Genomic DNA, 24,197 nt, shown 5'->3' on the forward strand with positions numbered 1-24,197 from the left:
CATGACTCAAACACTGCATACCACCCTACTGATTATCGGCGGCGGCCCCGGCGGTTATGTGGCCGCCATTCGCGCCGGCCAGTTGGGCATCCCGACCATTCTGGTCGAAGGCCAGGCATTGGGCGGTACCTGCCTGAATATCGGCTGCATTCCGTCCAAGGCCCTGATCCATGTGGCCGAACAGTTCCAGCAAACCATCCACCACAGCCAGGGTTCCCAGCTGGGCATCGAAGTGGATGTGCCGACCCTGGACATCCGCAAAAGCGTGGAATGGAAAGACGGCATTGTCGATCGCCTGACCACTGGCGTTGCCGCGCTGCTGAAGAAACACAAGGTGCAGGTGATCCACGGCTGGGCCAACGTGGTGGACGGCAAGACCGTCGACGTCGGCGACCAGCGCATCCAGTGCGAACACCTGTTGCTGGCCACCGGCTCGAAAAGCGTCAACCTGCCGATGCTGCCGATTGGCGGGCCGATCATCTCCTCCACCGAAGCCCTGGCGCCGACCCGCGTGCCCAAGCGCCTGATTGTGGTGGGCGGTGGCTATATCGGCCTGGAGCTGGGCATTGCCTACCGCAAGCTCGGCGCCGAAGTCAGCGTGGTGGAGGCGCAGGAGCGCATCCTGCCCGCCTATGACGCCGAACTGACCCAACCGGTGGCTGAGTCCCTCAAGCAACTGGGAGTGAAGCTTTACCTCAAGCACAGCGTCACCGGCTTCGAACACAACCACCTGCAAGTGCGCGACCCGAATGGCGACACCTTGTCACTGGTGACCGACCAGGTATTGGTGGCCGTCGGTCGCAAACCCAATACCCAGGGTTGGAACCTCGAGGCGCTGGACCTGGAGATGAATGGCGCGGCGATCAGGATCAACAACCGTTGCCAGACCAGCATGCACAATGTGTGGGCGATCGGCGACCTGAGCGGCGAGCCGATGCTGGCGCACCGGGCCATGGCCCAGGGCGAGATGGTCGCGGAACTGATCAGCGGTCAACACCGCGAATTCAACCCGGCGGCGATCCCGGCGGTGTGCTTTACCGACCCGGAACTGGTGGTGGTCGGCAAGACGCCCGATGAAGCCAAGGCCGCCGGCCTGGACTGCATCGTGTCGAGTTTCCCGTTTGCCGCCAACGGCCGCGCGATGACCCTGGAGTCGAAAACCGGTTTCGTACGGGTGGTGGCGCGGCGTGACAACCACCTGATTGTCGGCTGGCAAGCCGTCGGTGCCGGCGTGTCCGAGCTGTCCACCGCGTTCGGCCTGAGCCTGGAAATGGGCGCGCGCCTGGAAGACGTGGCGGGCACTATCCATGCCCATCCGACGCTCGGTGAGGCGGTGCAGGAAGCGGCACTGCGTGCGCTCGGGCATGCCTTGCACCTTTAACCGGGCTCACAACGCCGTCTGTAGGAGCGAGCTTGCTCGCGAAAATCGTCAACGATAACGCGTGAAACCAGAATGAACGCGGCGCCCTTGAGTTTTTCGCGAGCAAGCTCGCTCCTACAAGGGACGCGGGGGATGCGAACGGACCTGCGAATGCAGTATTGTTGCGCCCATTCAGAAAAAAACCGACTTGACCAAAGATAGAGGGTGTCATGGGTAACGAAAGCATCAATTGGGACAAGCTGGGTTTTGACTACATCAAGACCGACAAGCGGTTTCTCCAGGTCTGGAAAAACGGCGAATGGCAAGCCGGCACCCTGACCGACGACAACGTGCTGCACATCAGCGAGGGCTCCACTGCCCTGCACTACGGTCAGCAGTGCTTCGAAGGCCTCAAGGCCTACCGCTGCAAGGACGGCTCGATCAACCTGTTCCGTCCGGACCAGAACGCCGCACGCATGCAGCGCAGTTGCGCGCGCCTGCTGATGCCGCACGTCCCGACCGACGCGTTCATCGACGCGTGCAAACAAGTGGTCAAGGCCAACGAGCGGTTCATCCCGCCGTACGGCAGCGGCGGCGCGCTGTACCTGCGCCCGTTCGTGATCGGTACCGGTGACAACATCGGCGTGCGTACCGCGCCGGAGTTCATCTTCTCGGTGTTCTGCATCCCGGTCGGCGCCTACTTCAAGGGCGGCCTGGTGCCACATAACTTCCAGATCTCCACCTTCGACCGCGCCGCGCCACAGGGCACCGGGGCCGCCAAGGTCGGTGGCAACTACGCCGCCAGCCTGATGCCAGGCTCGGAAGCGAAGAAATCCGGTTTCGCCGACGCGATCTACCTGGACCCGATGACCCACTCGAAAATCGAGGAAGTCGGCTCGGCCAACTTCTTCGGGATCACCCACGACAACAAGTTCATCACACCGAAGTCGCCTTCGGTGCTGCCAGGCATCACCCGCCTGTCGCTGATCGAACTGGCCAAGACCCGCCTGGGCCTGGAAGTGATCGAGGGCGAAGTGTTCATCGACAAACTGTCGGACTTCAAGGAAGCCGGCGCCTGCGGGACTGCCGCCGTGATCTCGCCGATCGGCGGTATCCAGTACAACGGCAAGCTGCACGTGTTCTACAGCGAGACCGAAGTCGGCCCGATCACCCAGAAGCTCTACAAAGAGCTGACTGGTGTGCAGACCGGCGACGTCGAAGCGCCAGAGGGTTGGATCGTAAAAGTCTAAGCCAGCAACACTGCAATACCCTGTGGGAGGGGGCTTGCCCCCGATGGCGGTGCATCAGTTAAAACTGTACGGGCTGACACTCCGCCATCGGGGGCAAGCCCCCTCCCACATTTGATTTGCAGTGTTCTCAAGATTGAGTCGGGATATTCTCGACAATCTTCTTGCCCATGCTGATCCTCGGCTCCACCCCATACCCCAGCGCCTCGTAAAACCCCGCCACCGCATCATTGCCACTGGTGATCTGCAGGTTGATCTTCATGCAGCCCAGGGCCGTCAGTGCCTGTTCCGCATGCCGCACCAGCGAGGAACCCAGGCCATGACGCCGATAGTCGGCGTGCACGGCCACCGAGTACAGCCAGCCGCGATGGCCGTCGTAGCCGGCAAGAATCGTCCCGATCACGGTTTTTTTGTCCGTCGCCACGAAAAACAGCCCGTCATTGACCGCCAGTTTCTTATCGATCGCCAAGGTCGGCAGGTTATGCGCCGTGTCATAACCAAACGCCTCCTGCCATAACGCCACCACCTGCGCCCGATGCTGGCGGTCGCGATATGGCCCGATGGGATGGCGCGACAACAGCGCCTTTTCCATCACCAACGTGCGCTCATTGCCGTGGTAGACATCGCGTACCGTGTGAAAGCCCAGCTTGGTGTAGAACGGCTCGGCGGTCAGCGAGGACGGCACACTCAGGGTCGTCACCCCCGCGTCCCGCGCGCGCAGTTCGATTTCAATCATCAGCAGCCGACCAATGCCCTGCCCGTGCAGCGCCGGGTTGACGAACACCGAGCGCACCACATTTCCATCCAAGGCCGCCGTGGCGACGATCACCGAGTCCTGCATCGCCACCAGCACCACACGGCGCTTGAGCAGGTCCAGCACCGCGTCCGGCGTGAAGTTGCTGGCCACCCGCGCAATCACCTCCGCCGGATAATCCCGCGCATTGCTGCTGTGCAAAGCCGCGAGGATGACCTGGCTGATCCCTTCGGCATCGGCGGATTGGGCGAGACGAACGACGGTAGACATGGTTCCTCCTGGCTGACGGCGCTATAACAGTCGCCACTGTACCAATGTGGGAGGGGCCTTGCCCCTGATAGCGGTGTGCCAGTCAGATAACCTGTAACCGAAAGATTGCTATCGGGGGCCAGTCGAATCGTCGCACCGCCCACTCCCACATTTTGACCGCATTCCACCCCCGGCAGCCGATTCGGCTGCCCTACCCCCCTTTTCAGCTTTCCCGGCTGAGCCGCCCCGTTGTTTCAGCCGGGATTCATACCGCACAAGCCACAAAATAGCCCCACAGCTCACCCCATGGATTCGTGCACCCATGCAAACCACCAACACCGTCCTGATGATTCGCCCGGCGCGCTTTGCCTTCAACCCGGACACCGCGATCAACAACCGCTTCCAACGTGCGCCCCTCGACCCGCTCGGTGCACAGCAGAAAGCGCTGGAAGAGTTCGACGGCTACGTCGACACCCTGCGCCAGCACGGCGTGGAAGTACTGGTGGTGCAGGACACCCCGGCGCCTCACACCCCGGACTCGATCTTTCCCAATAACTGGTGGAGCAGCCACGCCGATGGCAGCCTGGTGCTGTACCCGATGGAAGGCCAGAACCGCCGACTGGAGCGCAACAAGGGGGTGCTGCAAGTGCTGGAGCAGCGCTTTGCGATCAAGGACACCATCGACCTCAGCCACCTCGAACAACAAAACATCTTCCTCGAAGGCACCGGCAGCATGGTGCTCGACCGTCAGCACCGTATCAGCTACGCCTGCCATTCCGGGCGCACCCACCACGCCGCCCTGCGCCAGTTCGCCGAACGTCTCGACTATCAACTCTGCGTGTTCCACGCCGTCGACCGGCACCATGCGCCGATCTACCACAGCAACGTGATGATGAGTGTCGGCCGCGACCTCGCGGTGGTGTGCCTGCAAGCGCTGCCCGATGCCAACGAACGCCAGGCCCTGGAGCGCTCGCTGCGCGACACCGGCAAAGACATCCTCGGCCTCGACTTCGACCAGCTCGAAGCCTTCGCCGGCAACATGCTCGAAGTCCACGACCGCGACGGCCAGCCGCTGCTGGTGATGTCTGCCAGTGCCTGGAGCGCGCTGCAACCGGCCCAGCGCCAGCATGTGGAGCGTCACACACGGCCGGTGGTGGTGAACATCGACAACATCGAACGCATCGGCGGCGGCAGTGCCCGCTGCATGCTGGCAGAAGTGCATCTGCCCGCCCGTCCCTCATTTCAATAAGGAGTCTTGCCATGACCCGTTATATCGACGTCAACGACCTCAGCTACCTGGTTTCGCAAAAAGGCCTGCAAACCTGCATCACCGAGATGGCCGAGTACATCCGCGCCGACTACCTGCGCTGGCAGGACTTCGAGAAATGCGCACGCCTGGCCAACCACTCGCCGGATGGCGTGATCGAATTGATGCCGGTGTCCGACGCCTCGCTGTACGCCTTCAAATACGTCAACGGCCACCCGAAAAACACCCTGGCTGGCATGCTTACCGTGATGGCCTTTGGAGCCCTGGGCGACGTGGACACCGGTAAACCGGTGCTGCTGGCGGAGATGACCCTGACCACCGCGATTCGTACCGCCGCCACCTCAGCCCTGGTGGCCCGCTACCTGGCCCGCGACAACAGCCGCAGCATGGCGTTGATCGGCAACGGCTCCCAGAGCGAATTCCAGGCACTGGCCTTCCACGCGATGCTCGGCATCAACGAGATCCGCCTGTTCGACATCGACGCCAGGGCCACCGCCAAGCTGGCCGCCAACCTCAAGGCGTTCCCGGCAATCAAGGTGATCCTGGCCGGCAGCGTGGCCGAGGCTGTCAAAGGTGCGGATATCGTCACCACCGTCACCGCCGACAAAGCCTACGCCACCATCCTCACCGACGAGATGATCGAACCCGGCATGCACCTTAATGCCGTGGGCGGCGACTGCCCAGGCAAGACTGAGCTGGACCGACGCATCGTCGAGCGCGCCCGGGTGATCGTCGAATACGAACCGCAAAGCCGCATCGAAGGTGAAATCCAGCACATGCCGGAAGACTCGCCGGTGACCGAGTTGTGGCAGGTGATCAACGGCCAGCAGCCCGGCCGTGAAAATGCGCGCCAGGTCACCCTGTTCGACTCGGTGGGGTTTGCCATCGAAGACTACTCCGCCCTGCGCTACGTGCTCGACGTCGCCAAGGCGCTGGATGTCGGCAGCGAGCTGGAACTGGTACCCGACCTGGCCGACCCGAAAGACCTGTTCGCGCGCCTGGCCCAACAACCTCGTGCACAGCACAAAAAGCGCGCCTGAGACCGCTCTGGCCTGCCGCTTTGCGCCCAGGGCAGGCCGGATTTCCCGGACTGAAAAGCCGATTCATAGGGTGCTACAGCCGATTCCGCTGCATTGCTTGTTTTAACAGCGCAATTTGCGCTTTGAGCCGGGGGTAAACGACACAAAAAACGCACCACCATGAAGCATTCTCTGTGGCGAGCGGGCTTGCCCCGCGTTGGGCTGCGCAGCAGCCCCAATAAAAACGCCGCGTCGTGTCTGTAAAAACGCGGTGAATGGCTTGGGGCTGCTACGCAGCCCAACGCGGGACAAGCCCGCTCGCCACAACAAGTGGGCTCCCCACAAGAAGCCGAACGACCACAAAGCTGCACTAAACAATAAAGACTCGATTCACCTTTTGACTGCCCTGACATCAATTACAAAATATAGGGACTTACACATGACTCCACTGCGATCACTCTTCGCTGCGTTGCTGTTGCCACTGTGCGCCACCACCGCCCACGCCCAGGATTGGAAAGAAATCCGCTTTGGCGTATTCCCCGAGTACCCCCCGTTTGAATCCGTGGCCGCCGATGGCAGCCTGCAAGGTTTCGATATCGAGTTGGGCAACGCCATCTGCGCCAAGCTCGAAGTCAAATGCACCTGGGTGCACAACGAATTCGACGGCATGATCCCGGCCCTGCGTGCGCGCAAGTTCGACGCGATCATGTCGTCCATGGCGGTGACCCCGGCGCGCGAGAAAGTCATCGACTTCACCGACCGCCTGTTCCTCAGCCCGACCTCGGTCATCACCCGTAAAAGCGCCGAGTTCGGCGACACGCCGGAATCGTTGAAAGGCAAGCAAGTCGGTGTGCTGCAAGGCTCGCTGCAAGAAGCCTATGCCCGTGCCCAACTGGCCAAGCTCGGCGCGCAGATCAAGGCATACCAGTCCCAGGAACAGAACTACGCCGACCTGCAGAACGGCCGCCTCGACGCCACCCTGACCGACAAGCTCGAAGCCCAGCTCAACTTCCTGTCCAAGCCTGAAGGCGCCGACTTCAAGACCGGCCCGGCCTTCAAGGACCCGACCCTGCCCCTGGACATCGCCATGGGCCTGCGCAAGAACGACCAGGACTTGCGTGCGCTGATCAACAAGGGCATCGCCGCTGTACAGGCAGACGGCACCTACGCGCAGATCCAGAAGAAATACTTCGGTGATCAAGACATCTACAACGAGTAAGCCCCACCGGCCAAAGCCCTTGTAGGAGCTAGCTTGCTCGCAAAGGTCGTAAACGGTAACGCAGCGAATCCGGTTTAACGCGGTGCCCTTGAGTTCTTCGCGAGCAAGCTCGCTCCTACAAAAGGGCGTCGTTCCTTTAGAGATCCCCCCATGAACGAACTCCTCAACTTGCAAGGCTACGGCCCGATGCTGGCCCAGGGTGCCTGGATGACGCTCAAGCTGGCGCTCCTGGCGCTGGCCCTGAGCCTCACCCTGGGCCTGGTCGCCGCCGGTGCCAAGCTCTCCAGCGCCAACTGGCTGCGCGTGCCGGCGACGCTCTACACCACGCTGATCCGCAGCGTGCCGGACCTGGTGCTGATCCTGCTGATCTTCTACAGCTTGCAACTGTGGCTCAACGACCTGAGCGAAGTATTCGGCTGGAACTACTTCGAAATCGACCCGTTCACCGCTGGGGTGATCACCCTGGGGTTTATTTATGGCGCGTATTTCACCGAAAACTTCCGTGGCGCGATCCTCAGCGTGCCGGTCGGCCAACTGGAAGCCGCGACCGCCTATGGCCTGAGCCGCTGGCAGCGGTTTCGCCTGGTGCTGTTCCCGCAGTTGATGCGCTTCGCCCTGCCGGGCCTGGGCAATAACTGGCTGGTGCTGCTCAAGTCCACGGCGCTGGTGTCGATCATCGGCCTGTCGGACCTGGTCAAGGCCGCGCAAAACGCTGGCAAGACCACCAATGAGCCGTTGTACTTCCTGATCCTCGCCGGCCTGGTCTACCTGGTGATCACCACCCTCTCCAACCGCATCTTCAAGCGCCTCGAGCGGCGCTACAACCTCGGCATCAAGGGGATGGCGCGATGATCGAACTGTTCCAGCAATACGGCCTGGCCTACCTGTTCAGCGATGGCGCGGGTTTGTCCGGCGTCGCCATGACCCTGTGGCTGTTCATTATCTCGGTGGTGTTCGGCTTTGTCCTGTCGATCCCCCTGGCACTGGCCCGCGTCTCGGAACACGTCTGGCTGCGCTGGCCAGTGGAGGTGTACACCTACCTGTTCCGGGGCACGCCGCTGTATATCCAACTGTTGATTTGCTACACCGGGCTGTACAGCCTGGAGGTGGTGCAGGACAACGCCCTGCTCAACCAGTTTTTCCGCAATGCCTTGAACTGCACCCTGCTGGCCTTCGTGCTCAACACCTGCGCCTACACCGTGGAAATCTTTGCCGGGGCGATCCGTAATATTCCCCACGGCGAACTCGAAGCGGCACGCGCCTATGGCCTGCATGGCTGGCGCCTGAACCTGTTTGTGGTGGTACCGGCCGCGTTGCGCCGGGCGTTGCCGGCCTACAGCAATGAAATGATCCTGATGCTGCACGCCACATCGCTGGCGTTTACCGCCACCGTCGCCGATATCCTCAAGGTGGCCCGCGATGCGAATGCCGAAACGTTCCTGACGTTCCAGGCCTTCGGTATCGCTGCCCTGCTCTACATGCTGCTGTCCTTTGCACTGGTGGGCCTGTTTCGACTGGCCGAACGTCGCTGGATGCGTTTTCTTGTTCCTACCCGAGGCTAACCCATGAATCAGTCCGCGCAGGCCCTGGCCACTTATCCTGTCGATGTCCCCGCTACACGAACGGCCACGGCTGCCGTCAAGCTGCAGGTCGAAGGCATCCATAAACGCTACGGCGAACACGAAGTGCTCAAGGGCGTGTCCCTCAACGCACGCAACGGCGATGTGATCAGCCTGATCGGCGCCAGCGGCTCGGGCAAAAGCACCATGCTGCGTTGCATCAACTTCCTCGAACAACCGGACGCCGGGGTCATCACCCTGGACGGCATCAGCATCGAAATGCGCCAGGGCCGCGCCGGTACCCGCGCACCGCACCAGGAGCAATTGCAGAACCTGCGCACGCGCCTGGCCATGGTGTTCCAGCATTTCAACCTGTGGAGCCACATGACCGTGCTGGAGAACATCACCATGGCCCCGCGCAGGGTGTTGGGCGTGAGCGCCGCCGAGGCGGAAAAACGCGCGCGCCTGTACCTGGACAAGGTCGGCCTGCCTGGCCGGGTGGCGGATCAATACCCGGCGTTCCTGTCTGGCGGTCAACAGCAGCGCGTGGCCATCGCCCGGGCCCTGGCGATGGAGCCGGAAATCATCCTGTTCGATGAACCGACCTCCGCCCTCGACCCTGAACTTGTAGGAGAGGTCCTCAAAGTCATACAGACGTTGGCTGAGGAAGGTCGTACCATGTTGATGGTCACCCACGAAATGGGCTTTGCCCGCCAGGTGTCCAGCCAAGTGCTGTTCTTGCATCAGGGCCGGGTCGAAGAACAAGGCGGCGCCGAGATCCTCGACCACCCCAACAGCGAACGCTTGCAGCAATTTCTTTCCAATCGTTTGAAGTGAAACCCATGGATACCAAGGCCAACGGACCCCATTCTTCCCCTGCGCTGGATCGCATCGATGAGGCAATCATCGACGTGCTGCGGCATCAGGGGCGTATCACCTACGAAAAGCTCTCGTCACTGGTCCACCTCACTCCCCGGCCCTGCCTGGAGCGGGTGCGCAAGCTGGAGCGACGTGGGGTGATCCGCGGGTATGGGGCGATCATCGATGTGCAGATGGTCTCGCCAGGGCTGTCTCTGCTGGTGCTCGTGGCCTTGTCCAACCAGAGCGGGCGCTCGGCGCAAAAGGCTTTCGAAGCCTGCGTCAAGGCCTGCCCGCAGGTGTTCGAATGCCAGCTGATCAGCGGGCCGTTCGACTACAGCCTGCGCATGCGCTGCCGGGATATGGAGCATTACCGGGTGCTGACCGAGACCTGGTTGAACAATGATGAGTTGCACATCGACAAACTCGTGGCACATCCCGAACTCGCAATCGTCAAGAACACCGCCACTGAACTGGCATAAGGATCAAGCCCAGTTGTATGTGGCGAGCAGGCTTGCCCTAATGCCGTTCAGTTAAGCGTACATCGCCTTCTGTAGGAGCGAGGGGGACGCCTAGTTCTTGCTCGCGAAAAACGTCAACGATAACGCGTGTTTCCTGAATGAACGCGGCGCCTGTGAGTTTTTCGCGAGCAAGAACTAGGCGTCCCCCTCGCTCCTACAAAAAAGCCTTAACTGAACGGCATTAAGGCTTGCCACAACAAGCTCCCTGCCACATTTTTTAAGCGTGCCCGCTGGAGATGCGCTTACCCGGCTTTGCCCCAATCAGGCTCGCCTGCCCATCCTTCTGCTTCCCCGTCCGCGCCTCGCTGATCAACCCCGGGATCAACTTGCCCTCCGGCAAGTTCTTCCAGAACCGGCTTGGCAAATGCCCTTCCATCACCTTGGGGTTCAACCGCGCCGGGTTGAAGATGTGGCTGTAATAGGTCAACCACATGGCACTGTGGGGGTCCTCGACATTCTGCGCCAACTGCTGCCACGCCTCTGGGCACTGGCGTTGATGGATCAGTTGCTCGCCATCGTAGTAAACCCCATCCAACGGTGTCGCGATCATCCAGCGATGGCGGCCCATGCGCCCGATAAAGTGCTGGCTGGCGCTGCGGAGAATGTCATGGGCCGGCTCATGCCAGGCCACGTACTCCGGCAGCTCGGGCCCGGCCTCCTGGGGTACCGCGATAAACCGCACGAACGCATGCAGGTGATGAGCCTCGCGGCTGACCTGCTTGATTCGCCGTTGCAGTTCGCTGCCCAGTTTGTCCCCCGCGAGCATTGCCGTGCGGTCGCCATGGCTGACCCGCCACAGCACCTCATACAACAGGCTCCAGCGCTGCTCGCCGTGGTAACAGGCGGCGGCTTCCAGCAGTTCGAGCAACGCCTTGGGAATCCGCGCCTGGAACGGCCCCAGCCCCTCGGGGATCGGTTCGTCGGTGGCGAACAGGTCCGCCACTTCAGCCTCGCCCCAACTCACCTGGCTGGGATCGACCTGATGGCTGAGCAGCCAACGCGCCTGTTCGCGCCAGGTACTGAACAGGTTGTCGCATTCCAGGCTGATCATCCCCACAACCCCATTTGTTGCGGCTGCGGACGGTCACGCAGTTGTTCACGCAGCAGCACGCTGGTGCTTTCAGCCTGTTGCGGGTGGTAGTCGCTGGTGATGAAAAATGGCTTGGCCTTGGCCAGCACGCAGCGCATGCGGGCCAGGTCTTCGAAACGGATCTTGCGTTCACGGCGCAGGTCCACCAGGCGCTGGGTGGTGCGCAGGCCGATACCGGGGATACGGGCGATCAGGGTCGCTTCGGCACGGTTCAGGTCCAGGGGGAAGACGTCGCGGTGTTCCAGGGCCCAGGCCAGCTTGGGGTCGATATCCAGGGCCAGGTGGCCAGGGCCTTCGAACAGTTCATTGGCGCTGAAGCCGTAGCTGCGCAGCAGGAAATCCGCCTGGTACAAACGGTGCTCGCGCATCAATGGCGGCGCGGCCAGGGGCACGCTTTTCGGGCTGTTGGGGATGGGGCTGAACGCCGAGTAATACACGCGGCGCAGCTTGAAATTGCCATACAACGCCTCGGCCCCATGGAGGATGGTGCTGTCGTCGGTGTCGTCGGCGCCGACGATCATCTGCGTGCTCTGCCCGGCCGGCGCGAAACGCGGGGCACGGGGTTCGTTGAGCACGGTCTGTTCGCCGGTGTAGATGGTCTGCATGGCCTGCTTGATCGATACGATCTGCTTCTCCGGCGCCAGGGTTTGCAGGCTGGCATCCGTGGGCAATTCGATATTCACACTGAGGCGATCAGCATACCGCCCGGCCTCGGCGATCAACGCCGGGTCGGCTTCGGGAATGGTCTTGAGGTGGATATAGCCGCGAAAGTCATGTTCTTCGCGCAGCAGCTTGGCCACCCGCACGAGCTGCTCCATGGTGTAGTCCGCCGAGCGGATGATGCCCGAGCTGAGGAACAGCCCGCTGACGCAATTGCGCCGATAGAAATCCAACGTGAGCGTGACCACCTCCTCCGGGCTGAAGCGTGCCCGCGGCACGTCGCTGGAGCGGCGATTGACGCAGTATTGGCAGTCGTAGAGGCAGAAGTTGGTGAGCAACACCTTGAGCAGCGACACACAGCGCCCATCCGGCGTGTAGCTGTGGCAGATGCCCATGCCATCGGTAGAACCCAGCCCCGCCTTGCCCTCCGAGCTACGCTTGGGCGCGCCACTGCTGGCGCACGAGGCATCGTACTTGGCGGCGTCGGCGAGGATGCTGAGTTTTTCGATCAATTGCATGGAGGGCTACCGATACTGGTTTTTTATACAGTACCAGTCGCCCCACAGTGTTGCCAGTACCACCTGTAGGAGCGAGCTTGCTCGCGAAGAACGCAAGACCCCCGCGTCAACCCAGAATGCCCGCGTTATCGTCGACGGTTTTCGCGGCAAGCTCGCTCCTGCAAGGGGGTCAGCTGGCGGCGGCGAGCAGCCGGTCCTGCACCGAGCGGCCCTGGCCACGATGACGATCATGCTCGAACAGCGACGCCGCAATCTCATCCGCACGAATCGGCAACACCGACAGCAACGTATCGCTCAAGCCATGGCTGGCCTGGCTGAAGCCCTGGATGTAGATGCCGGCCTTGCAGCGCTCATCGGTGACGAGGCGGTAGTCGCGCGCCACTTCAAAGTCACCCAGATACTCCTCCAGCGGCGCCAGCAATTCGCGATGCATCTGGCGCTCGTAGCCGGTGGCCAGGATCACCGCGTCGTAGTGGCTGACGCTGGTTTCGCCAGTGCCGTTGTTGCGCAGGGCCAGTTCGATGCCCAACGGACCGGGGGTGGCCTTCTCGACCACGGTCATGGTGCGGAACGCATGGCGCGCAATGCCGGAGACTTTCTGGCGGTAGAAGATGCCGTAGATGCGTTCGATCAGGTCCAGGTCCACCACCGAATAGTTGGTGTTCTGGTACTCGGCGAGCAGGCGTTCACGCTCGGTGCCGGCCTGCTGGAACACCAGGTCGGTGAAGGCCGGCGAGAACACTTCGTTGACGAACGGGCTGTCATCGGCCGGCTTGAGTGCCGAGCCGCGCAGGATCATGTCGACCTGCACCGACGGGAAGCTGTCATTCAAGTCGATGAAGGCTTCGGCCGCACTCTGGCCGCCGCCGATCACCGCGATCCGCATCGCCTTGCCGTCGACACAGGGCTGCTGGGCCAAGCGCGACAAATACTGGGAATGGTGGAACACCCGGCCATCATCCTTCAGGGCCTTGAACACCTCCGGCACCCGCGGCGTGCCACCGGCGCTGACCACGACCGCACGGGTGGTACGCACATGCTGCTCACCCTGGGCATCGCGGGAAATCACCCGCAGCGCCTCGACCTGTTGTTGATGCAGGATCGGCTCGATGGCCAGCACTTCCTCTCCGTAGCGGCCCACGGCCTGGAACTGCCCGGCGACCCAGCGCAGGTAGTCGTTGAACTCCATGCGGCACGGGTAGAAGGTGCCCAGGTTGATGAAGTCCACCAGGCGGTCATGGGCCTTGAGGTAGTTGACGAAGGAGTACGGGCTGGTGGGGTTGCGCAGGGTCACCAGGTCCTTGAGGAACGAAATCTGCAGTTCGCTCTGGGTCACCAGGGTATTGCCGTGCCAGCGGTAATCAGCCTGTTTGTCGAGAAACAGCACGTCCAGTTTGCCCTGCGTCTTTTCACGCTCCTGCAGGGCGATGGCCAGCGCCAGGTTCGAAGGGCCGAAACCGATACCGATCAGGTCGTGAACCGCGGGCGAAGCAATTGCCTGTGTCATTCCAGTGTCCTCTGGATAAGCCCCGTGGCGGTGGGGCGGGAATACCTTCAAGACCTGCACAACAGGTCATGTGTTGATAGGAAACGAGGACAATGAAATAAAATTTAACCGATCGCCGATCAGTGCGCGTCCCACTCGCGCATCCGGACCCGGCAGTGCTTCATGGCATTGACGATGTGTTTTTCCACCAGGCTGCGTGAAATACCCAGGCGTTCGGCGATTTGCGAATGGGACAAACCCTCGAGTTTGCGCAGCAGGAAGCTGTGGCGGCACGGCGCGGGTAATTCGGCCAGCGCCCGTTCGAGCAACTCCAGGCGCTGGGCCTGATCATGGCTGGTGTGGGGCGCGTAGCTGGAAAACCGCTCTTCATGGTCCAGCACGTCCAGCGGCTCGACCTGGCGCAGCGCATTGCGCCGGTGCCCGTCGATGACCAGGTTCAACGCCGTGCGGTACAGGAAGGCTCGAGGCTGGTCGATGGGCGTCTCGCTGGTCCGCTCCAACACCCGCACATAAGCGTCATGCACCACATCTTCGGCCACCTGGCGGTTGCCCAGCTTGGCGTTGAGGAAACACACCAGCTCACGATAGTAGTTTTCCAACATGACTCCCGGCCTACGGGCGGCGGCATTAGGTGCTGTAGGAGCGAGCGTGCTCGCGATGTACGTCAACGATAACGCGGGAAACCAGAGTGAACGCGGCGTCCTTGAGCTCTTCGCGAGCACGCTCGCTCCTACACAAATACAGGCCATTCAGTAATGGCAGTTTGGCTGCGTGCAATTTATAGTAATTCTCATCTACTTTTAAAGAAGTCTTGCACCCATCGGCGATTTTTTTACTCGCCACAGCGCTATTTGCGTGTGTAACCGCCTAAATCTTCGGGCAATTCCCTCGTTTAACTGTCAGCCCCCCGCAATCGCGGCCCGAACTTCCCTGGCTGGAACCAAAGCATGAAACGCCCTCGCCCCGCCCGACGCGCCCTGCTCGCTGCCGCGTGCCTGCTTCCCATCATCGCCGTGGCCGCCTGGCAGGTGCTGCCCCAGGGCGCCGACAATCTGACGACCGTCACCGTCACGCGCGGCAATATCGAAAACAGCGTCACCGCCCTGGGCACCCTGCAACCGCGGCGCTACGTGGATGTGGGCGCCCAGGCGTCCGGGCAGATCCGCAAGATCCATGTCGAGGCCGGCGACCAGGTCCAGGAAGGCCAGTTGCTGGTGGAGATCGACCCTTCGACGCAAAAGGCCAAGCTCGACGCCAGCCGCTACGCCATCGAAAACCTCAAGGCCCAATTGCAGGAGCAGAAGGCCCAGCACGCACTGGCGCAGCAGAAGTACCAGCGCCAGCAGCGCCTGGCCGCCGGCAATGCCACCCGCGAAGAAGACGTGCAAACCGCCAAGGCCGAACTGAGCGCCACCCAGGCCCGGGTCGCGATGTTCCAGGCGCAGATTCTCCAGGCCCAGGCCAGCCTGCGCAGTGACGAAGCCGAGTTGGGTTATACGCGCATCTATGCGCCGATGACCGGCACCGTGGTCGCCGTGGATGCGCGCGTCGGCCAGACCCTCAACGCGCAGCAGCAGACGCCGTTGATCCTGCGCATCGCCAAGTTGTCGCCGATGACGGTGTGGGCTGAAGTCTCGGAAGCCGATATCGGCCATGTCAAACCCGGCATGACGGCCTATTTCACCACCCTGAGCGGCGGCAACCGCCGCTGGACCAGCACCGTGCGGCAAATCCTGCCGATTCCCCCCAAACCGCTGAATGAGACCCAGGGCAGTGGCAGCCCGACCAGCTCCAGCAAAAACGGGACCGGCCGCGTTGTGCTGTACACGGTGCTGCTGGATGTGGATAACCCCGACAACGCGCTGATGGCTGAAATGACCACCCAGGTGTTCTTTGTCGCCGGCCAGGCACGGGATGCGCTGACCGTGCCCGTCGCGGCATTGCAGGGAACGTCGCGCGCCGACAGGCAGATCGCGCGCGTGGTCACGAAAAAGGGGCGTATCGAGGAGCGCGAAGTGCGCCTGGGCCTCAGCGATCGCTTGCGGGTCGAGGTGCTCGACGGCCTCAACGAAGGCGATCACCTGCTGATCGGCCCGCTCGACGGCAGTGGGGGTTGACGTGACCACGCCCCTGATCGAACTCAAGCACATCCGCAAATCCTACGGCGGCGGCGATAGCCCGCAGGTCGACGTGCTGCGCGGGATCGACCTGTCGATCCATGCCGGGGAGTTCGTCGCCATCGTCGGCGCCTCCGGTTCCGGCAAGTCCACGCTGATGAATATCCTCGGCTGCCTCGACCGCCCAAGCACAGGCGACTACCTGTTCGCCGGGGAAAACGTCGCGCACCTGGGCAGCGACGAACTGGCCTGGCTGCGTCGCGAGGCGTTCGGCTTTGTGTTCCAGGGCTACCACCTGATCCCGTCGGGCACGGCCCAGGAAAACGTCGAGATGCCGGCGATCTATGCCGGCCTCAGCGCCGCCGAACGCCACGCCCGCGCCAACGCCCTGCTCACGCGCCTGGGCCTGGCCGAGCGCACCGGCAACCGTCCGCACCAGCTGTCCGGCGGCCAGCAACAGCGCGTCTCGATTGCCCGCGCACTGATGAACGGCGGGCATATCATCCTCGCCGACGAACCCACCGGCGCCCTCGACAGCCACAGCGGCGCCGAGGTCATGGCCCTGCTCGACGAACTGGCGAGCCAGGGCCACGTGGTGATCCTGATCACCCACGATCGCGAAGTGGCCGCGCGCGCCAACCGCATCATCGAGATTCGCGACGGCCTGATCATCAGCGACTCTGCCGCCGATGAACATTACGTCGCGGCCACCGCCAGCCGCGACGCATTGCAAGCCGTGGACCTGCGCCAACGCTTGATCGACGGTGCCGAACACAACGGCGCGTGGAAGGCTGAACTGTTGGACGCGGTGCAAGCCGCATGGCGGGTGATGTGGATCAACCGCTTCCGCACCGCGCTGACGTTGCTCGGGATCATCATCGGCGTGGCCTCGGTGGTGGTGATGCTGGCGGTCGGCGAAGGCAGCAAGCGCCAGGTCATGGCGCAGATGGGCGCGTTCGGTTCCAACATTCTGTATCTGAGCGGCTCGTCACCCAACCCACGCACACCGCTGGGGATCGTGACCCTCAACGACGTCGCGGCCCTGGCCAGCCTGCCCCAGGTCAAGCGCATCATGCCGGTCAACGGCACCGAGGCTGGGGTGCGTTACGGCAACGTCGACTACATGGCTTATGTGGGCGGCAACGACACCAATTTCCCGGAGATCTTCAACTGGCCCGTGGTCGAGGGCAGCTACTTCACCGCCGCCGACGAACAGGCCGCCGCCACCGTAGCGGTGATCGGCCATCGCATCCGCGAGAAGCTGTTCAAGGGCCAGGTCAATCCGATCGGGCAGTACATCCTGATCGAAAACGTGCCATTCCAGGTGGTCGGCGTGCTGGCGGAAAAAGGCGCCACCTCCGGAAACAAGGACAGTGACGACCGCATCGCGATTCCCTATAGCGCCGCCAGCGTGCGCCTGTTCGGCAGCTACAACCCCGAATACGTGGTGATTGCCGCCGCCGATGCGCGCAAGGTGCATGACGCCGAAGTGGCCATCGACCAATTGATGCAGAAACTGCACAACGGCAAGCGCGACTATGAACTGACCAACAACGCCGCGATGATCCAGGCCGAAGCCCACACCCAGAACACCCTGTCGCTGATGCTCGGTTCGATTGCGGCGATTTCCCTGTTGGTGGGCGGCATCGGCGTGATGAACATCATGTTGATGACGGTGCGCGAGCGCACCCGCGAAATCGGCATCCGCATGGCCACCGGCGCACGCCAGCGCGACATCCTGCGTCAGTTCCTCACCGAAGCGGTGATGCTCTCGGTGGTCGGCGGCTTATGTGGTATCGCCCTGGCACTGCTGGTGGGCGGCCTGTTGCTGCTGGCCCAGGTCGCGGTGCAGTTTTCCCTGGTGGCGGTGCTCGGCGCATTTGGCTGTGCGCTGGTCACCGGCGTCGTCTTCGGCTTTATGCCGGCCCGTAAAGCTGCCCGGCTCGATCCGGTTAAGGCATTGACCAGTGAATAAACCCTCCCCCCTGCCGCACGTGTCAGTCATCAGCCTGTGCCTGTTGCTCAACGCCTGCACCGGCCCTGCCCCCGCCGTGGACAGCGGTATCGCAGCACCGGCTGCCTGGCAATACGCCGAGCGAAACGCCGCCCAGGCCATCGACCAACGCTGGTGGACCCAGTTTGGCAGCCCGCAACTCAACCGCCTGATCGACCAGGCCCGGCGTGACAGTTTCGACGTCGCCGCCGCCATGGCACGGGTGCGCCAGGCCCAGGCGACGGCGGTGATTGCCGGTGCGCCGCTGCTGCCCGAGGTGAATCTGAACCTCACCACCAGCCGCCAGAAATTGTTGCGCGGCCAGGGTGGGCCGGACCTGGATGCCTCGCAAAGCGACGATACCGTGGAGAACTTCGGCGCCAATTTCACCGCCAGTTATGAAGTGGACTTCTGGGGAGGCCGCGCCGCCGCCCGGGACAGCGCGCTGTACAGCCTGCGCGCGAGCGAGTCGGACCAGGCCACAGTGGAATTGACCCTGCTCGGCAACGTCGCCGACCGTTATGCCCAGACCCTCGCCGCCCGCCAACGCGAGCAGATCGCCGAGCTGAACCTGGCCAATGCGCGCAACGTGCTGGCCCTGGTGCAGACTCGCTACGACGCCGGCTCTGCCACCGCCCTGGAGCTGGCGCAACAGAAAAGCCTGGTCGCCAGCCAGCAACGGCAACTGCCGCTGATCCAGCAAGTCGCCGAAGAGTCGCGCATCACCCTCGCGACCCTGCTTGGCCAACCCGTGCAAGCCCTGGACCTGGGCACAGAGTCTTTCGCGACGCTGACCTGGCCGAGTATCGGTGCGGGTGTGCCCAGCCAATTGCTGAGCCGTCGCCCCGACCTGGCCAAGGCCGAGGCCGAATTGGCCGCCGCGCAAGCCAATGTGGCCATCGCCCGCGCGGCCTTGCTGCCCAAGGTGACCCTTGGCGCTACGCTCGGCTCAGACGCCTACAAGGCCGCGGATATGCTGCGCAGCCCGTACTACACGCTGACCGCCGGGCTGGTCGGGCCGATTTTCAACCACGGCCGTTTAAGGGCTGAACGCGACAAGGCCCGCGCGCGCCAGGATGAACTGCTGCAAACCTATCGCGGCGCAATCATCAACGGCTTTGCCGATGTGGAAAAAACCCTCAGCAGCATCACGCGCCTGGACCAGCAACGCCAATGGCAACGCGAAGAGCTGCAACAGGCGCAGACCGCCTTCCAGATCGCCGAAAGCCGTTACCAGGCGGGCGCCGAAGACCTGCTCACGGTGCTGGAAACCCAGCGCACCCTGTACACGGCCCAGGACCTGGACGTACAACTGCGGCTGTCACGCCTGCAGGCCAGTATTGCGCTGTACAAAGCGTTGGGGGGCGGCTGGCACTCCGACATCCGATAAACAAAATTCGCATTTCATACACGCGCTGTTTTTTCCTCCTACATTTTTAAGCGTGCGGTCCTTGGTAAAAAAGTCACTCTCCCGACTGACCAGGACCGCAGATGAAATCCCTGACCACTGCCAGCGCCATCACCTTCCGTTGCCTGGTCCTGATGGCCACCCTCATACCCTCCGTCGGCCACCCCCAGGCGCAGCCCTCCCCCTTCGGTATCGAATGGTTTCTCGACTGCCCGCAGCCCGCGCTTGAGCGCCTGGACCCGGAGGTCATCGAACGCACCCAATGCGGCATCGTCACCGCGCCCCTCGACCACGCCGCCCCTGAGCGCGGCAGCATCAGTTTTGACATCACGCGCGTCGGCGCCAAGCAACCGCTGTCTCGCCAGGGCGCGCTGTTTGCCAACCCTGGCGGGCCGGGGCTCGATGCGGGCGGCGCCTTCGCCGTGCACCTGGCGACGGTGTGGAAGCATTACGCCCGGCAACCCGACTGGGGCGATACCTACCGCGAGCTGGCCGACACCTATGATGTGGTCGAAGTCACCCCTCGGGGCCTGGGCAGCCTGCCAGGGTCGCGCCTGGAGTGTCAGTCCGAGCGCAAGATCGTGCCGCAAGGGGACATCAGCGAAGACCGCAGCGAGGCCAACCTGGCCGCTGTGCGCCACAACGCGCGGTTGATCGCCCAAGCCTGCGCCAGCCATCCGCTGACGCCCTACATCACCACCGAGCAGACGGCCCGCGACCTGGAGTTTGTACGCAAGCAACTGGGCGAACTGCGCTTCAACTACCTGGGTAACGCCTACGGCACCTGGCTCGGCGCCTGGTACGGCGGCCTGTTCCCGGCCCATGTCGGGCGCATGGTGCTCGACTCGAACCTGAACTGGACGTCCACCTTCGAGCACGCCAGTTTTATCGTGGCCAGCGAAAAGGAAAAAATCTTCGATCGCTTCGTCGCCACCCCCGCCGCCCTTTACCCAGGGCTCTACCAATTGGGCGATTCACCGGTGGCGGTGCGCAGGGTCTTCATGGAACTGCTGCCCAGTGTGCGCACGGCCCTGCGCTCCAACAACCGCTACTACAGCGACCCCGCCGGTTTGATGGGGGCCCACGTGCTCAGCCGCTGGCTGCGGGAAGCCCCCGACAGCGATGACCTGACGCTGGAGGCTCGGGCACGCGCGTATCTATTCAGCCCCGACGCCGAGATCGAACAGCGGGCCAAGGCAATGTTCAGCCTGCTGCTGCAGCGCGTGCGCGAACCGCTGCAGGCCAATGTGCCGAAGCCGGGGCCGCTGCGCATGTCGGCTGCCGACTCGGTAAAAACCGCCATCCTGTGCAATGACTCGGTCTACTCCAGCGAAGAACAGTGGCAGCAGAAAGAGTCCGAATCCCTCGCCAAGCACCCCGTCGCCGGCAGTGCCCTCGAAGCTCGCCAATGCACGACCTGGCCACGCAAAACCGCCGCCCCGCTGCCGCACAAGGCACTGGCACAGCTCGACAGCCTGCTGATGGTGCAAGCCGAATTCGACGACCATGCCCCGTCCACTGGTGCCGCCTGGGCCTTTGAACGCACCTTCCCGGCCAGTCGCGTGCAGCTCAAGGACGCCTATGTCCACGGGGTTTCGTTCAGCGGCGTGAGTGCCTGCGTGAACCGCTGGGTCGGGGACTACCTGATGCACGGCACCAAGCCACCCCGTTCGACGGTGTGCACCGATGCCACCTTGCAGTGAGCTTCCCCGCACCCGTTTGCGACCCCTTCGCACCAGAAACGACACCTCGCGTTGACGCCCCGGCCCAATCGTTATTAAGTGCTATTTATCCGCATTAATACGATAAATCGAACCCATGCTGACTCGCCCGCTACGCCGCAAACGCCAGAAGCTGTCCGATGTGATTGTCGAGTCGGTCAAGCGCTCCATCGTCACCGATGCGCTGAAGCCCGGCGACCGCCTGCCCACCGAGCGCGAGCTGATGGAAAGCTTCCAATGCTCCAAGGGCTCGGCCCGTGAGGCGCTCAAGGCGCTGGAGGTCGAGGGCCTGGTGAGTACGCGCACCGGCCCCAGTGGCGGGGCGTATCTGAACCAGGCCGGCACTGAACCGGCCAGCCGCGCCTTGCGCAATTACCTGCACTTCCAGCACCTGGATGGCGAGCAGGTGTACCAACTGCGCAAGGTGATCGAGGTGGAACTGGCAGTGTCGGTACTCGGGCGCCTGAGTGAAGCCGATTACCAGGCCCTGCAGGACAACGTGGATTTTTGCAGCGCTCCGGAAGACAGCGAAGCCGGCCAGCGCGAACAGCGCCTGGCGGAACTGGAGTTCCATAACCTGCTGGCCAAGGCCTGCCCTAACCCGTTGCTGAGCTTTATGGCGCAGTTTCTCAACGACCTGCTGCGCGACCTGGTGGTGCTGAAAAAAGCCTACAAGCCCAAGCGCAAACAGTTCGACGCGGCCAACCTCGACTATCACAAGCAGCTGCTGAGCGCTTTTCGTGCCGGCGACGAAGGCGCGGTGCGCAGCCTGATGCATGAACACATGTGCGACGCCGAACACCATATGACCGCCCTCGAAGGCCAGGTCAGCCCGCATTTTCTACTGGAGTTCGATCACTCTTAAGACCCTACTCCCAGCGTTTGACCCTGTTCCAACCCAGCTACCGCGTCGCCCCAATAACAGGCCTGCCCACAGGCCCTGCTCCACCGTATCGCCATTGCTACTCCTGCCAATAACTAAACCAGGGAGTCACCCCATGCAGCGTCGTACGTTATTGAAAGCCAGCCTCACCGCAGCCGCCGCCCTCAGCCTCCCGCTGAGTGTGCGTTCGGCATTTGCCGCCGAGCCCTTTACCTTTTACGGCCTCAAGTCCATGTCTGGCGCCTTTGCCAGCTATGGCAAATTTGCCGACATGGGTTCGCGCCTGGCGGTGGAACAACATCGCGAAATCCTCGGCCGCCCGCTGAACTACAAAGTCATCGATACCGAAGGCAACGCCGGCAAGGCCGTGCGCAAGGTCCAGGAAGCCATCCAGCAGGACGGCGCGCGGTTCTTCCAGGGCTGTACGCTGTCATCGTCGGCCCTGGCGGTGGCCAAGGAAGTCGACAAGGCCGGCGGCGTGTTCATGACACCGGTGGGCGCCGATGAGGTCACCGGCAAGGACTGCAACGCCGCCACGTTCCGCTGGTCGGTGCCCACCTACGGCGCGATCCGCGAAACCCTGGTGCCGTTGATCAAGTTGCTGCCGGACGCCAAGCGCTGGTACACCATCACCCCACAGTACGTGTTCGGTGAAGCGTTGCTCGAAGGCGCCAAAAACGTGCTCAAGGAGCACGGCCTGGAACATGTCGGCAACAGCTATCACTCGTTGCAGGAGCAGGAATTCTCCGGCTACCTGACCAACGCCATCTCGACCAAGCCCGACGTGCTGGTGCTGCTCAACTTCGGCAGCCAGTCGTCCAACACCCTGCGCCAGGCGGTGAACTTCGGCATCAAGGAACGCATGAAAATCCTGCTGGTGTGGTCCGCCGGCCTCGACCAGTTCCAGGAGCTGGGCAGCGACGTGCTGGAAGGCGTGTACCTCGGCGCGCAGTACTGGCACCAGGTCGATACCCCGCTCAACCGCGAACTGGTCAAGCTGACCCAGGCCAAGTACGGCATCAACCCCACCTACCCGCTGGCCGCCGACTACATCAGCACCAAGGTCATGCTCGACACCATTGTTTCCACCGGCAGCTTCGACGGGCCGACCGTGGCCAAGGCCATGCAGGGCCTGAGCTTCGAAGGCCCGACCGGCAAGGAGTCGATCCGCGCCGGCGACCACCAGGTGATCAAGGATTACTACCTGCTGGTTGGCAAGGCCGCTGGCGAGATGGCCGACAAGGATGACCTGGCCAAGGTACTCAGCGCCGGCCAGTCGTTCCCGCCGGTGGACGCCACGGGCTGCACGCTCGCCTGATCCGCTAAAACATCACCGGTTGTACACGGCAGGGCCGCTCGCGCGGCCACCTGTTCGAGGGTTTGTGCATGCTTAATCTTTACCTGTTCCAGATACTCAATGGCCTTGGCCTGGGGATGATCTACTTCCTGATCGCGGTCGGGCTGACGATCATTTTCGGCTTGCTCAACTTCGTCAACTTCGCCCACGGCGCGTTCTTCCTGCTGGGCGCGTACATCTGCTACACCGCCGTGAGCCTCACCGGCAACTTCTGGCTGGCGCTGCTGCTCGCGCCGCTGGTGGTGGCCGCGCTGGCGTGGGTGATCGAGCGATTATTGATCCAGCGGATTTATCACCTGCCGCACATGTTCCAGATCCTGGTGACCCTAGGGATTGCGCTGATCATCCAGGAGGCCAGCGTGATGATCTGGGGCCCGGTGGGCAAGAGCGTGGCCGTGCCGGAACTGCTGCGCGGGGTGCTGGTGGTGGGTGATTTCGTCTACCCCTACTACCGCCTGTTCCTCATCCTGTTTTCCGGGCTGGTCGGCCTGGGCCTGTGGCTGCTGCTGGAACGCACGCGCTTTGGCGCCCTGGTGCGCGCCGGCAGCGAGAGCACCGAAACCGTGTCGCTGCTGGGCACCAATATCTTCCGGCTGTTCTCCATGACCTTTGCCCTCGGCGTAGGCCTGGCGGGCATGGCGGGCGTCCTGTTCGCACCGTTGCGCGGTGCCCAACCCTTTGTCGGGCCGGAAATTCTCGGGATCGCCTTTGTGGTGGTGGTCATCGGCGGCATGGGTTCCTTCAGCGGTGCGCTGGTGGGCGGTTTGCTGGTGGGCGTGGTGCAAAGCCTGATGACCACACTCTGGCCCCAGGGTGCGAGCCTGATGATCTACGGCGCCATGGCCGCGGTGATTCTGGTGCGCCCCTACGGCCTGTTCGGGAGAGCCTGA

General features: G+C 62.8%; 21 protein-coding genes. 16 read left to right on the forward strand and 5 right to left on the reverse strand.

Going from position 1 to position 24,197, the window contains the following annotated elements; all coding sequences use genetic code 11:
- Position 1 precedes the first annotated feature (1 nt).
- Both lpdA and AB7933_RS22095 read left to right on the forward strand, forming a co-directional pair.
- Positions 2–1,381 (forward strand): dihydrolipoyl dehydrogenase, encoded by a 1,380-nt coding sequence (gene lpdA / locus AB7933_RS22090; protein ID WP_024076338.1) that lies wholly within the window; start codon positions 2–4, stop codon positions 1,379–1,381.
- Between the two features lie 209 nt (positions 1,382–1,590).
- On the forward strand, positions 1,591–2,610 hold the full coding sequence (locus AB7933_RS22095; protein ID WP_024076339.1) for a branched-chain amino acid aminotransferase: 1,020 nt from the start codon (positions 1,591–1,593) through the stop codon (positions 2,608–2,610).
- A 127-nt stretch (positions 2,611–2,737) separates the two neighbouring features.
- Here the strand turns inward: AB7933_RS22095 and AB7933_RS22100 are convergent, their stop codons facing one another.
- Positions 2,738–3,631 carry a GNAT family acetyltransferase gene (locus AB7933_RS22100; protein WP_024076340.1) on the reverse strand — a complete coding sequence of 298 codons (894 nt, stop codon included), beginning with the start codon at positions 3,629–3,631 and terminating at the stop codon, positions 2,738–2,740.
- A gap of 301 nt (positions 3,632–3,932) precedes the next feature.
- On the opposite strand from AB7933_RS22100, the gene ctlX reads away from it, so the two are divergent.
- From ctlX to AB7933_RS22135, 7 genes are all read left to right on the forward strand, one after another.
- Complete coding sequence (gene ctlX / locus AB7933_RS22105; RefSeq protein WP_024076341.1) at positions 3,933–4,859, forward strand: citrulline utilization hydrolase CtlX; 927 nt, start codon at positions 3,933–3,935, stop codon at positions 4,857–4,859.
- An 11-nt stretch (positions 4,860–4,870) separates the two neighbouring features.
- Entirely contained in the window at positions 4,871–5,917 is a 1,047-nt protein-coding gene (locus tag AB7933_RS22110) for an ornithine cyclodeaminase (protein WP_024076342.1), read from the forward strand.
- Between the two features lie 418 nt (positions 5,918–6,335).
- Entirely contained in the window at positions 6,336–7,115 is a 780-nt protein-coding gene (locus tag AB7933_RS22115) for an ABC transporter substrate-binding protein (RefSeq protein ID WP_024076343.1), read from the forward strand.
- A 150-nt stretch (positions 7,116–7,265) separates the two neighbouring features.
- Entirely contained in the window at positions 7,266–7,967 is a 702-nt protein-coding gene (locus AB7933_RS22120; RefSeq protein ID WP_024076344.1) for an ABC transporter permease, read from the forward strand.
- The gene (locus AB7933_RS22125) at positions 7,964–8,677 is read left to right on the forward strand and encodes an ABC transporter permease (RefSeq protein WP_024076345.1); all 714 of its coding nucleotides are present in this window, start codon (positions 7,964–7,966) and stop codon (positions 8,675–8,677) included. The genes AB7933_RS22120 and AB7933_RS22125 overlap by 4 nt, the downstream gene beginning before the upstream one ends.
- Before the next feature lie 3 nt (positions 8,678–8,680).
- The gene (locus AB7933_RS22130) at positions 8,681–9,511 is read left to right on the forward strand and encodes an ABC transporter ATP-binding protein (RefSeq protein ID WP_024076346.1); all 831 of its coding nucleotides are present in this window, start codon (positions 8,681–8,683) and stop codon (positions 9,509–9,511) included.
- Positions 9,512–9,516: 5 nt separating this feature from the next.
- Positions 9,517–10,014, forward strand: coding sequence for an Lrp/AsnC family transcriptional regulator (locus AB7933_RS22135; RefSeq protein ID WP_041160970.1), 498 nt, complete (start codon positions 9,517–9,519; stop codon positions 10,012–10,014).
- 256 nt (positions 10,015–10,270) lie between these two features.
- On the opposite strand, the gene AB7933_RS22140 is transcribed toward AB7933_RS22135, so the two are convergent.
- The 4 genes from AB7933_RS22140 to AB7933_RS22155 form a co-directional block, all read right to left on the reverse strand.
- Positions 10,271–11,104 (reverse strand): TIGR03915 family putative DNA repair protein, encoded by an 834-nt coding sequence (locus AB7933_RS22140; RefSeq protein WP_024076348.1) that lies wholly within the window; start codon positions 11,102–11,104, stop codon positions 10,271–10,273.
- A complete protein-coding gene (locus AB7933_RS22145) occupies positions 11,101–12,321 on the reverse strand; it encodes a putative DNA modification/repair radical SAM protein (RefSeq protein WP_024076349.1) in 1,221 nt (406 codons plus the stop codon). Before AB7933_RS22145 ends, AB7933_RS22140 begins: the two co-directional genes overlap by 4 nt.
- Before the next feature lie 169 nt (positions 12,322–12,490).
- Positions 12,491–13,828, reverse strand: coding sequence for a lysine N(6)-hydroxylase/L-ornithine N(5)-oxygenase family protein (locus AB7933_RS22150; protein ID WP_024076350.1), 1,338 nt, complete (start codon positions 13,826–13,828; stop codon positions 12,491–12,493).
- Between the two features lie 119 nt (positions 13,829–13,947).
- Positions 13,948–14,430, reverse strand: coding sequence for a sigma-70 family RNA polymerase sigma factor (locus AB7933_RS22155; RefSeq protein ID WP_024076351.1), 483 nt, complete (start codon positions 14,428–14,430; stop codon positions 13,948–13,950).
- A 345-nt stretch (positions 14,431–14,775) separates the two neighbouring features.
- Between AB7933_RS22155 and AB7933_RS22160 the strand changes: the two genes are divergently transcribed.
- From AB7933_RS22160 to AB7933_RS22190, 7 genes are all read left to right on the forward strand, one after another.
- Positions 14,776–15,945: an efflux RND transporter periplasmic adaptor subunit gene (locus tag AB7933_RS22160; protein WP_024076353.1), complete on the forward strand. Its 1,170-nt coding sequence runs from the start codon at positions 14,776–14,778 to the stop codon at positions 15,943–15,945.
- A 1-nt stretch (position 15,946) separates the two neighbouring features.
- Entirely contained in the window at positions 15,947–17,920 is a 1,974-nt protein-coding gene (locus AB7933_RS22165; RefSeq protein WP_024076354.1) for a MacB family efflux pump subunit, read from the forward strand.
- Positions 17,913–19,328, forward strand: a complete 1,416-nt coding sequence (locus AB7933_RS22170) for an efflux transporter outer membrane subunit (protein WP_024076355.1) — start codon at positions 17,913–17,915, stop codon at positions 19,326–19,328. The genes AB7933_RS22165 and AB7933_RS22170 overlap by 8 nt, the downstream gene beginning before the upstream one ends.
- Positions 19,329–19,429: 101 nt before the next feature.
- Positions 19,430–21,049, forward strand: a complete 1,620-nt coding sequence (locus AB7933_RS22175; RefSeq protein WP_024076356.1) for an alpha/beta fold hydrolase — start codon at positions 19,430–19,432, stop codon at positions 21,047–21,049.
- Positions 21,050–21,164: 115 nt separating this feature from the next.
- Positions 21,165–21,932 (forward strand): FadR/GntR family transcriptional regulator, encoded by a 768-nt coding sequence (locus AB7933_RS22180; protein ID WP_024076357.1) that lies wholly within the window; start codon positions 21,165–21,167, stop codon positions 21,930–21,932.
- A gap of 133 nt (positions 21,933–22,065) precedes the next feature.
- Positions 22,066–23,268, forward strand: a complete 1,203-nt coding sequence (locus tag AB7933_RS22185) for an ABC transporter substrate-binding protein (RefSeq protein WP_024076358.1) — start codon at positions 22,066–22,068, stop codon at positions 23,266–23,268.
- A gap of 68 nt (positions 23,269–23,336) precedes the next feature.
- Entirely contained in the window at positions 23,337–24,197 is an 861-nt protein-coding gene (locus AB7933_RS22190; RefSeq protein ID WP_024076359.1) for a branched-chain amino acid ABC transporter permease, read from the forward strand.

The organism is Pseudomonas gorinensis (genome assembly GCF_042015035.1).
GTDB classification, from domain to species: domain Bacteria; phylum Pseudomonadota; class Gammaproteobacteria; order Pseudomonadales; family Pseudomonadaceae; genus Aquipseudomonas; species Aquipseudomonas gorinensis.